The sequence below is a fragment of the Neorhizobium sp. PAMB6630 genome, from assembly GCF_058242775.1.
The window spans coordinates 89,537-100,000 of sequence record NZ_JBZAYV010000003.1; the positions used below are offsets into that span (position 1 = coordinate 89,537).

The 10,464-nt window shown below is 56.7% G+C and carries 7 protein-coding genes, 1 tRNA gene, 2 rRNA genes and 1 pseudogene (1 of these 11 running past the window's edge); 2 read left to right on the forward strand and 9 right to left on the reverse strand.

From position 1 onward, the window contains the following. Positions 1 to 7 precede the first annotated feature (7 nt). Both AC4CWF_RS25920 and AC4CWF_RS25925 read right to left on the reverse strand, forming a co-directional pair. Positions 8 to 541: a fatty acid desaturase gene (locus tag AC4CWF_RS25920; protein ID WP_491288166.1), complete on the reverse strand. Its 534-nt coding sequence runs from the start codon at positions 539 to 541 to the stop codon at positions 8 to 10. After that, positions 538 to 1,047, reverse strand: coding sequence for a fatty acid desaturase (locus AC4CWF_RS25925; RefSeq protein ID WP_491288168.1), 510 nt, complete (start codon positions 1,045 to 1,047; stop codon positions 538 to 540). Before AC4CWF_RS25925 ends, AC4CWF_RS25920 begins: the two co-directional genes overlap by 4 nt. A 133-nt stretch (positions 1,048 to 1,180) precedes the next feature. On the opposite strand from AC4CWF_RS25925, the gene AC4CWF_RS25930 reads away from it, so the two are divergent. Then, the gene (locus AC4CWF_RS25930) at positions 1,181 to 2,017 is read left to right on the forward strand and encodes a helix-turn-helix domain-containing protein (RefSeq protein ID WP_491288171.1); all 837 of its coding nucleotides are present in this window, start codon (positions 1,181 to 1,183) and stop codon (positions 2,015 to 2,017) included. A gap of 160 nt (positions 2,018 to 2,177) precedes the next feature. On the opposite strand, the pseudogene AC4CWF_RS25935 reads toward AC4CWF_RS25930, so the two are convergent. Beyond that, positions 2,178 to 3,354, reverse strand: a pseudogene (locus tag AC4CWF_RS25935) (IS3 family transposase). Positions 3,355 to 3,502: 148 nt separating this feature from the next. Here AC4CWF_RS25935 and AC4CWF_RS25940 point away from each other — a divergent pair. Next, entirely contained in the window at positions 3,503 to 4,858 is a 1,356-nt protein-coding gene (locus AC4CWF_RS25940) for a recombinase family protein (RefSeq protein ID WP_491288173.1), read from the forward strand. Between the two features lie 31 nt (positions 4,859 to 4,889). Here the strand turns inward: AC4CWF_RS25940 and tnpC are convergent, their stop codons facing one another. From tnpC to AC4CWF_RS25970, 6 genes are all read right to left on the reverse strand, one after another. Further along, positions 4,890 to 6,497 carry an IS66 family transposase gene (gene tnpC, locus AC4CWF_RS25945; RefSeq protein ID WP_491283218.1) on the reverse strand — a complete coding sequence of 536 codons (1,608 nt, stop codon included), beginning with the start codon at positions 6,495 to 6,497 and terminating at the stop codon, positions 4,890 to 4,892. Positions 6,498 to 6,538: 41 nt separating this feature from the next. Further along, a complete protein-coding gene (gene tnpB, locus AC4CWF_RS25950; protein WP_491283217.1) occupies positions 6,539 to 6,892 on the reverse strand; it encodes an IS66 family insertion sequence element accessory protein TnpB in 354 nt (117 codons plus the stop codon). After that, the gene (tnpA, locus tag AC4CWF_RS25955; protein WP_491283216.1) at positions 6,876 to 7,316 is read right to left on the reverse strand and encodes an IS66-like element accessory protein TnpA; all 441 of its coding nucleotides are present in this window, start codon (positions 7,314 to 7,316) and stop codon (positions 6,876 to 6,878) included. Before tnpA ends, tnpB begins: the two co-directional genes overlap by 17 nt. Positions 7,317 to 7,541: 225 nt before the next feature. Next, a tRNA-Met gene (locus AC4CWF_RS25960) sits at positions 7,542 to 7,618 on the reverse strand. A 250-nt stretch (positions 7,619 to 7,868) separates the two neighbouring features. After that, positions 7,869 to 7,983, reverse strand: a 5S ribosomal RNA gene (gene rrf, locus AC4CWF_RS25965). A 273-nt stretch (positions 7,984 to 8,256) separates the two neighbouring features. Beyond that, positions 8,257 to 10,464: ribosomal RNA gene (locus tag AC4CWF_RS25970) — 23S ribosomal RNA — on the reverse strand (it continues 676 nt past the right edge of the window).

Consider the following 10,464-nt stretch of genomic DNA (forward strand, 5'->3'; position numbering starts at 1 on the left):
ATCCACCTCACGTCGGCAGGTCCGACATGACTACGTTTCCGGGCATCAGATACTCCACGAGATCGACCTGCTCATTGGCAACGGGATTGGTTGTGACAACGTGTTCGTCACGTCGCCAGACAGGATGCAACACGGGCTCCTTTGCCCTGAATGCGAAGGCCCGGAAAACCTCAAAATAGTTGGCGAAGACATAGCCCTCATTCATCCTTTGCCATTCGGCGCGGCTGGCACGATAGATCGACGGCAGCTTGTACCACGCCGCGGTCGGCAGCTTATGATGCACGAAGTGCAGATTGTTGTAGAGAAAGAGTGGCGCAAGCAGTGAACCCTCGACAATGATCGTTCGTCCGTCCGGCTGCTCCGACCATTGGTGCTCGCAGTAGGAGCGGATGGCGATGATGGAAACCCCAAGATAGGCGGAAACGCCGATGTAAAGCCAGACTGGGATAGCAAACAATTGGGAGACCACCAGCAGTGTCGGGATGAGCCCGGCAAGATGGAGAATCCAGGCAACCATGACCTTCCGATTACCCGTCATCATCCTGCGCCATTCCGACGCCGTAACCCCACCACCATCAACGGCGGGCCGATCAGCAAGCGCCCGATCAGTGTGTTGTTCCAGACGAGCAGGCATTTCAGGATGGCTGGCATCCTCTCCCAGTCCTTCCCGGCGCGATAGTAGCTTTCAGGATCATCAAAGGGGTCTGTCAGGCGCTCATCCGCGTGGTGCTGGAGGTGGGTTCGCTTGTAGCTGCGATAGGGATAGAAGACGCCCAGAGGCGCGAATACCAATGCCTCATTCAGCCGTGCGCTTCTTGTGGGATGTCCATGCAAAATCTCATGCTGGAGTGATGAGTGCAACGCAATGGCCACCCCCATCAGCACCAGCGCCACGATCGGATATGCGGAATAAAGGTGATATCCGGCCAGACCCCAGAGGCAGTAGCAAGCGAGAAGAAGTGCGATTGTCGGCCATTCGATTCTGAGAGCGCGTAATCGGCGATGTATGAAATGATGGCTGGTTCTTTGGGAAGAAACGTCGCTCATGGTGTCCCCTGGTGTTCGTCGCGCTCAGCGTTTCACCAAGGGACGAGGCGGACAATGAGACTATGGTGACCGACTGTTGATTCTGATAATCAAAAGCTCATTTCGTTTACAATTGTTAACAATGAGGTACTTTATGGACAAACGCGCGCTATCGGGCCTGTTTCGCATTCGATTGATGGAGCTTGTGACGCGTGCTGGCGCCAGCCATTCCGCCTTCGCAGAAGGAATCGGCATCGACAGGTCTGCCCTTTCGCAGCTTTTGTCAGGCGATTCGGCGCGCCTCCCGCGTGTGGAAACCCTGCTTAGGATCGCCGAGCATCATTCGGTGTCGCTGGACTGGCTTCTCGGTATCTCACACGATCCGGGCCTGACGGGCGAGTTGAGGCCAAGCTTCGAAATCGAGGAAGGCGGGGAAGATTATACCGACACGCTGTTAATGAAATGGCATGCCGAGGCGACCGGCACCAAGATACGATATGTCCCGGCACGTATTCCGGATTTGCTTCGTACGCCGGAAATCATCGCTTTTGAGGCGGATGCGGCGCATCAAAGTGTGAAGGCGCAAGCGAGCGAAACAGCGTTCCGTCTTGATTATAATCGTCAGCCCGGCACGGATATGGAAGTGTGCATGCCTCAAGAGACACTGGAAGCGTTCGCGCAGGGGCGTGGCATGTGGAGTGGTTTGAAACGAGAGGTCCGCGCCGCGCAGTTGCAATACATGGCCAGACTGATCAGCGAGCTTTACCCCTCATTTCGCCTCTTCCTGTTTGACGAAAAGGAACGATTTTCGGTACCCTATACGATTTTCGGATCTCAGCGGGCAGCTATCTTCGTGGGCGGAATGTATCTTGTGCTCAATAACGCCGAATCTATCCGTAAGATGCAGCGACACTTCGATGAATTGATTAGGTTTACACGCATTCACGCCCATCAAAGCGGCGAGTTTGTGAAAGGCCTGAAAGCGGCATAGACCGCACGAAGATTGAAGCCGCCTTGAAGGGGCCTGAACCATCGGTCCGTCAGACAGGTGTGTTTAAGGGATATCTCCGACGCTGCTGGACAGCATTACAGAGCTGGCTCGGTTTGTCTGAACAGTTTCGGGCGTTTCGTTAAGTGGATTTCCGCCTCGATTATGCCGCCACCATCATTGGTGTCAGCGCGTTGAAGTAGGCCCGATCCGGTGTTTGCCGGTCAAGGGATGAATGTGGCGTCGGCTATTGTAAAAGGTAAGATATCGGCCAATGCCGAGGCGGGCTTCGGACACGGTCTTGTAGGCGTGAAGGTAAACCTCCTCGTATTTGATCGACTGCCAGAGCCGCTCGACGAAGACATTGTCCCGCCAAGCGCCCTTGCCGTTTATCGAGATGGCAATCTCTGCTTTCTTCAGCACCGCCGTGAAGTGGATGGAGGTGAACTGCGATCCCTGGTCCGTATTGAAGATTTCCGGCTTGCCATAGCGGGCAAGCGCTTCCTCCACCGCTTCGATGCAGAAGGCTGCTTCCATCGTGATCGACAGCCGCCATGACAGGACCTTCCGGCTGAACCAGTCGACGACGGCGCAGAGCCTTACGGCAATTGCAAGCAATTGCCTGACGGCCAGGGGATAGACGAAGCCGCGAGCCATCGGAATATATGTCAGGTCCATCGCCCAGACCTGGTTGGGCCGGGTGACCGCCAGCTTGCGCAGGAGGTAGGGATAGATTTTGTGCCCAGGTGCCGGTTTCGACGTGTTCGGGCGGCGGTAGATCGCCTCGATGCCCATCTTCTTCATCAGCGTGGCGACGTGCAACCGCCCAGCTTCCAGCCCTTCTCCCCTCAATAGTCCTTGCAACATCCGACTTCCGGCAAAGGGGTAGTCTAGATGCAACTCGTCAATCCGCCGCATCAGGGCAAGATCGACGTCTGGGACTGGACGAGGCAGATAATAGACACTGCCACGGCTGAAGCCGAGAAGCCTGGCCTGGCGCGACACGGAGAGTTTGTGCTCGCGATTGATCATTTCTTTCCGCCCAGCAATCCCGCCTTGCCGAGCGCACCGGATAAAAAATCGTTCTCCAATGTCAACTCGCCAATCTTGGCATGAAGCGTTTTGACATCGATGGCCGGACCCGTCGGTTCCGCCTTCGCTTCATCGCCGAAAACGCCTGTCGCCCCCTCAAGGAGTTGGTCTTTCCACTGTTTGATCTGGTTGGCGCGCACGTCGAACTGTTGGGACAATTCCACCAGCGTCTGCTCGCCGCGGATGGCGGCGAGCGCCACCTTTGCCTTGAAAGCCGGGCTATGGTTCCGGCGCGGTCGTCTAGTCATGATATCTCCTGTTCCCGGCATCTAAGCCGAAGTCAGGCAGAAATTCCACTTATCCCCGCTGTGCAGATTTCCCGAGCCAGCTCTCTACCGTGACGTCGAGCTTTGGACCGTCCACGCCGGCACGCCTGTTACCGACCTGGAACTGGCAATGCGCGCCGCCCTCAGCCACGAGATGGTCGAACAGATCCGTTACCGGACGCGTGAAGGCATGAAGACTGCTGTGCGCAAGGGCAAGGCGTCGACTTGCCTCGCCTATGGCTACAAGCTCTCGCAGCAGCGCGATGAGATGGGCGACCGCATCCGCGGCCAGCGCGATATCGATCCTGACAAGGCAGAGATCGTCCGGCGGATTTTCAGGCTCTACGCCGACGGCATGTCGCCGCGCGACATCGCGCAACTGCTGAACAACGAAAGCGTTATCGGTCCACGTGGCAAAAAATGGCGCGACACTGCCATCCGCGGACATGTCCGCCGTGGCACCGGCATCCTCAACAATGAGAGCTATGTCGGCCGCATGGTCTGGAACAAACGAAACTACCGCAAGGACCCGACGACGGAGAAACGGACCGCGCGACCCAACGATGCCACCGAATGGGTGCTCAGCGACGTGCCGCAGATGCGAATCGTCTCCGACGAACTGTGGAGCCGTGTCAAAGACCGGCAAAAAGAAGTCGGCGAACTGTTCGATTTCGGGCAGAGCAACCGGCTCAATGCAACACACCGGCCGGAATACCTCCTCAGCGGCAAGCTCGAATGTGAAGAGTGCGGCGGACCCTACGCCATCTCCGGCAAGGATCGCTATAGCTGCACGAACCGCAAGAAGCGCTTGCCGATCGATGAACTTGGCGGCGCCTGCTGCGGCAACACCAAGACGATCACCCGGCACGAACTCGAGGAGCGCGTGCTCAACTGCCTACCCGTCGCCTTCTTTTCGACCGGCATCTTCGACAAGCTCTCGGCTCAGATGATCGCGTTCGAAACGACCAAGCTCAAACGTCCGCGAGCAGAGCAGGACCGGATGAAGCGGGATCTGAACGAACTCGAGCGCAAGCAGCAGAACATCATCCAACAGATCACAGACCGGCCCGTCGAGGGTCGGCCTCGACTTCTGGCATTGGATGACACGCTCGACACGCTTGAGAACGACCGGCTTTCGCTGACGAAGATGATTGCAGGGTTCGACACATCCGAGCCCGACATGCTCGCGAAGATCGAAGACCTCCGCCGACGCCATATTCCGGAGCAGACCGCAGTCTGGATGCGCAACCTCTTGACGATGGCACGTGGGAACGGAAACGAAGATGCCAAGCGTCGCTTGATGCCTATCGTGCGCCAGCTCGTGCAGACCGTGGTGATCGGCAAGACGCCTGCACATCAGCCGGCATCCTTGCAAGTCCACGGCTTGATCGCTGCCATCTTCGCGCAGATGGATGTCATGGACCTGATGGAACAGCAGTTCATCGGTAAGCGCGCATTTCCCTGCGCGTTGACGCGGCCGCTATGAGCGGTGATCGGCTTTTGCCGATGGGCCTTGATCAGGCAGGTTCGATTTTTGCGAAGTTGAATGGCAGAAGGTCGTTGATGTCGGCGCCGTCGGGACGCTGTGGCAATTCGGTGAAGACGTGTCGCAACCAGGCGAATGGCTCGACGCCACAGGCGCGACAGGTCAGCATAAGGCTGTAAATCACGGCGCTTGCCTTGGCCCCGTCGACAGTGTCGCAAAATAACCAGCTCTTCCTTCCAGTGGCAAAAACTCTGATATCGCGTTCCAATAAATTGTTGTCGACCGGCATCCTGCCGTCTTCGGTGTAGCGGGTCAGATATTGCCACTGGTTTCGCGTATAGGATATCGCATCGCCGAGCTTGGTGTCGGGCACGACCTTGGGGGCCATCCTGTCGAGCCACTCCTTCAGGGCTTCAAGGACTGGAACGCTATGCTTCTGGCGCAAGCGCCGGATGCAGTCGGCCTGCGTTTCGCCGTCATCCGGCTTTTCGTCCCGCATCTGCCTCTCAATCCGGTAGAGCTGGTCGAAGAATTTCAATGCCTGCGCGGGTGGGCCGCTTTGTTTCTTCCCGGCCTTGAAGGCGTTGACGAAGCGTCGCCTGGCGTGAGCCATACACCCGACATGGGTCGCGCCCTTCAGGGTGCGCCAGGCCTGATAGCCGTCGCTCATCAGGATGCCGCGATAGTCACCCAGGAAAGTCTGCGGATGCACCTGTCCACGACCGGGCTGATATTCGAGCAGGACAACCGGCTCGACGCTGTCCTGGGCGCTACGATAGGCCCAGATATAGGACTCGTCGGTTGCTTTCCTGTCCTTTTCCTTCAGCACCTGCACCGTGGTCTCGTCACCATGGATGACGCTCTGCAACAAGAGCCGCTGCTTCAATGCATCGTAGATGCGAACGAGGTGCTTTTCGCTGGAGCCGATCACCCAATGGCCAAGGGCGCCACGGCTGACAGGGACGCCGGCGCGCTCGAAGGCCTGTGCCAGGCGATAGAGCGGCGTGCCATCGACATATTTATGAACAAGAGCAAAGGCCAGCGTCGAGGCCGTGGCGATACTGCCCGGCAAGGGCTGTGCGGGCATCGGCGCGATGATAACGGGAGTGCTGATATCGGTGCGCTCGCAGTTGCGGCAAGCATATTTGGCCCGGGCATTCTGCAGCACCGTGGCCTTCACCTCGATATGCAGCTGCTCGGTGACGAGTTCGCCCATGCGATGCAGCGGATGGCGGCAGCACGGACAGGTCTTCTGATCGTCGGCAAGGTCATATTCAACGCGTTGGCGGGGCAAATTTGCCGGAAGAGGTTTACGCCCGCGCTTGCGGCCTTCGGGCTTTTCCACCTCTGGCAATCCCGTGTCGGGAAGCTCACTGGCGTCGGTCTCGTCACAGTCGGCCAAGCCCTCATCAGCATCGGCCTCAAGAGCAGCCTTCTCGGCTTCATTGAAGACGCGATCCATATGCTTTTCGCTGCGCGGCGCAAAACGATGCAGTTGTGCAAGCGCCAGTTCTTCCTCGAGCTTGAAGACACGCTGTGCAAGGGCGTCTCTCTCAGCCCGCAGCGCGGCGTTCTCGGCAGCATTCGCCGCCAGAAGCGCCATCAGTTCCGCAACATCAGGGGTGCCAGCTCGTGTCATTGTAGCTTTGAATCTGAGCCGCCCCGCTGCGTCAACAGCTTTCAGCCGACCAACTCATATTGCCGAACAGGATGGCGCTCCATCGCGTCGAGATCGATACCGTCAAGCAGCCAGCGCAATTGCTCGGTGTCGAGCGTCACGACCGGCGCCTCGCGGCGGGGCCAGCGAAACCGGTCTTCGGACAAGGCTTTCAAGACAAGCACGAACCCTGACCGCTCGAAGAACAAAAGCTTCATCCGGGTGCGCCGGCGGTTGCAAAAGACAAAGACAGCACGCTCGAACGGGCTCAGGCCCATCGACTGCTCGACCAGAATCGCCAAGCTGTTGATCCCCGCACGAAAGTCGATCGGGTCCCGGTGAAGATAGACGCGAAGATCGTCAGCCAGCCGGAACATTGCAACGCCTCAGAACTTCGATCATCACGGACAAGGCCTTCTCATCCGCATCTTCAAGCTCAAGCCGCACACCATTCGGCAGAGACGCCGTCAGTCGCATTCCTGCCGATGATGGCCGAGCCGGCATGTCGGGCTGCCGCGCAATCGGTGGCGCAGCAACCACCGGAACAAAGGCCGACATTTCCCGCTCCGCAACAACCGGCAAAGCACCCTGGGCCTGCTGATCTCGGCGAAGCTTCACCCAGTTGCGCAACAGATTGGCGTTGACACCGTGCGCCAGTGCCAGGCGGGCTACCGATATCCCAGGCTTCATTGCAGCGTCGATCAGCCGGTCTTTCTCGATGGGATCGAACCGGCGCTTCCCGTTGGAAAGAATCTTCACAGCCCGAAGGGGTTCCGATCCAGTCAGGATATCCAATGTCATTGTGTCCACAGTCTCCATTGTGGACACAGAATCCCTCATTCGACTTTCAGTGAACAGGTGCGGGGAATTGCGCGCTTACGTTCATCGCAGCAGCGCAGAACGATTTCGTTGCCAGGATCGCGTCCGGCGAGATCGATACGGAGCACAAACGCAAAAAGCTCCTCGAGCGTTATGGCGAGGAGCTTAAAAGCAAAAATCTGGAATGGTCTAATTTACAATTTTCGTTGGTTGCGGGGGCAGGATTTGAACCTGCGGCCTTCAGGTTATGAGCCTGACGAGCTACCGGGCTGCTCCACCCCGCGTTGTCAGAGTTTTGCCGTCAGGCAAAATCTCGTTACCGGGTTTTTGCCGTTAGGCAAAAGACCCACAGAGTTTTGCCGTCAGGCAAAATCTCGTATGATGTGTGCGTTTTAGACGCAAAAAGGCCGCTTTGAGCGACCCTTTTGTTATCGGCTGGGCCGTTAGTGTTTGTGACGAGAAGATTGGCGGATTTGCAAGGGCAAAACCTGACGGATTTGCAAGTGCAAACCGTGACAACATTGCCTTTAGCAGACCTGGCAGCGACCTACTCTCCCGCGTCTTGAGACGAAGTACCATTGGCGCAGGGGCGTTTCACGGCCGTGTTCGGAATGGGAACGGGTGCAGCCGCCCCGCCATGACCACCAGGTCAGCTAAGGGCAATGTGTTGAGAAGCTGGATTTTTTGTGAGCGAATAGGGAGTAGCCAATAGCGAATAGTTTGTTCGCTGTGGCCTCAGTTTTCGCTGGTTTTGAACACGTCGAATGGGACCTCTTAAGCGCATTGCGGTGCTTTGGGCACCGATACAGGCCAGAGGCCGTCGCGCCTTGTGGCGCGGGCCGTCCGCAGCACATTTTCGTGCGTCAGGACAAAACAAAACTCTTATTGTTTTGCTCATCTTCGATGAGCACAAACAATGAGAACGATCAAGCCAATCGAGCTATTAGTAACGGTAAGCTTCATGCATTACTGCACGTCCACACCCGTCCTATCAACGTGGTCGTCTTCCACGGCTCTGATAGGGAATACTCGTTTTCAGGTGGGTTTCCCGCTTAGATGCCTTCAGCGGTTATCCCTTCCATATATAGCTACCCTGCTATGCCCTTGGCAGGACAACAGGTCCACCAGAGATATGTCCATCCCGGTCCTCTCGTACTAGGGACAGATCCTGTCAATATTCCTACACCCACGGCAGATAGGGACCGAACTGTCTCACGACGTTCTGAACCCAGCTCACGTACCGCTTTAATTGGCGAACAGCCAAACCCTTGGGACCTGCTCCAGCCCCAGGATGCGATGAGCCGACATCGAGGTGCCAAACAACCCCGTCGATATGGACTCTTGGGGGTCATCAGCCTGTTATCCCCGGCGTACCTTTTATCCGTTGAGCGATGGCCCTTCCACACGGGACCACCGGATCACTATGACCGACTTTCGTCTCTGCTCGACTTGTCAGTCTCGCAGTCAGGCGGGCTTATGCCATTGCACTCGACGACCGATTTCCGACCGGTCTGAGCCCACCATCGCGCGCCTCCGTTACTCTTTCGGAGGCGACCGCCCCAGTCAAACTACCCACCATACACTGTCCCGGATCCGGATGACGGACCGCGGTTAGACATCCATGACGATAAGGGTGGTATTTCAAGGATGGCTCCACGAGAACTGGCGTCCCCGCTTCAAAGCCTACCACCTATCCTACACATGCCGACACGAATGCCAGTGTAAAGCTATAGTAAAGGTGCACGGGGTCTTTCCGTCTGACCGCAGGAACCCCGCATCTTCACGGGGAATTCAATTTCACTGAGTCTATGTTGGAGACAGCGGGGAAGTCGTTACGCCATTCGTGCAGGTCGGAACTTACCCGACAAGGAATTTCGCTACCTTAGGACCGTTATAGTTACGGCCGCCGTTTACTGGGGCTTCGATTCAAAGCTTGCACCTCTCCTCTTAACCTTCCAGCACCGGGCAGGCGTCAGACCCTATACGTCGTCTTGCGACTTCGCAGAGCCCTGTGTTTTTGATAAACAGTCGCTACCCCCTGGTCTGTGCCACCCTGACATACTTGCGTACATCAGGGTCACGCTTCTTCCGAAGTTACGCGTGCAATTTGCCGAGTTCCTTCAACATAGTTCTCTCAAGCGCCTTGGTATACTCTACCTGACCACCTGTGTCGGTTTCGGGTACGGTCTATAATGATGGAGCTATTTCCTGGAACCGCTTCCTCGCCCATCCAATCCAATAAGAATGAACAAGTTACGCAATCCGTCACTACCACCAGGCCCACGAATATTAACGTGGTTCCCATCGACTACGCATTTCTGCCTCGCCTTAGGGGCCGGCTAACCCTGCTCAGATTAACTTTAAGCAGGAACCCTTGGTCTTTCGGCGAGGGGGTCTCTCACCCCCTTTATCGTTACTCATGTCAACATTCGCACTTCCGATACCTCCAGAGGCCCTCACGGGTCCTCCTTCGCAGGCTTACGGAACGCTCCGCTACCACGTGCAGTAAACTGCACATCCTCAGCTTCGGTGCATGGCTTTAGCCCCGTTACATTTTCGGCGCAAAGACCCTTATTTAGACCAGTGAGCTGTTACGCTTTCTTTAAATGATGGCTGCTTCTAAGCCAACATCCTGGTTGTTTTGGGATCCTCACATCCTTTCCCACTTAGCCATGACTTGGGGACCTTAGCTGGAGGTCAGGGTTGTTGCCCTCTTCACGACGGACGTTAGCACCCGCCGTGTGTCTGCCGATTAGTACTCCCGGGTATTCGGAGTTTGGTTAGGATCAGTAAGACGGTGAGTCCCCATAGCCCATCCAGTGCTCTACCCCCCGGGGTATTCGATCGACGCACTACCTAAATAGTTTTCGCGGAGAACCAGCTATTTCCGAGTTTGATTGGCCTTTCACCCCTAGCCACAAGTCATCCCAATCTATTGCAACAGATGCGGGTTCGGCCCTCCAGTTGGTGTTACCCAACCTTCAGCCTGCTCATGGCTAGATCACTCGGTTTCGGGTCTAATGCATCTAACTGAACGCGCTATTAACACTCGCTTTCGCTGCGCCTACACCTACCGGCTTAAGCTTGCTAGATACACTAAGTCGTTGACCCATTATACAAAAGGTACGCA

Coding starts and splice junctions, on each gene's coding strand:
- tnpB (WP_491283217.1), bottom strand. CDS start 6,892: ATGTTCCGGCTGGCTGACGATCTTCGCGTCTATCTTCACCGGGACCCG.
- AC4CWF_RS25930 (WP_491288171.1), top strand. CDS start 1,181: ATGGACAAACGCGCGCTATCGGGCCTGTTTCGCATTCGATTGATGGAG.
- AC4CWF_RS25920 (WP_491288166.1), bottom strand. CDS start 541: ATGATGACGGGTAATCGGAAGGTCATGGTTGCCTGGATTCTCCATCTT.
- AC4CWF_RS25925 (WP_491288168.1), bottom strand. CDS start 1,047: ATGAGCGACGTTTCTTCCCAAAGAACCAGCCATCATTTCATACATCGC.
- tnpA (WP_491283216.1), bottom strand. CDS start 7,316: ATGACATTGGATATCCTGACTGGATCGGAACCCCTTCGGGCTGTGAAG.
- AC4CWF_RS25940 (WP_491288173.1), top strand. CDS start 3,503: ATGCGCGCCGCCCTCAGCCACGAGATGGTCGAACAGATCCGTTACCGG.
- tnpC (WP_491283218.1), bottom strand. CDS start 6,497: ATGACACGAGCTGGCACCCCTGATGTTGCGGAACTGATGGCGCTTCTG.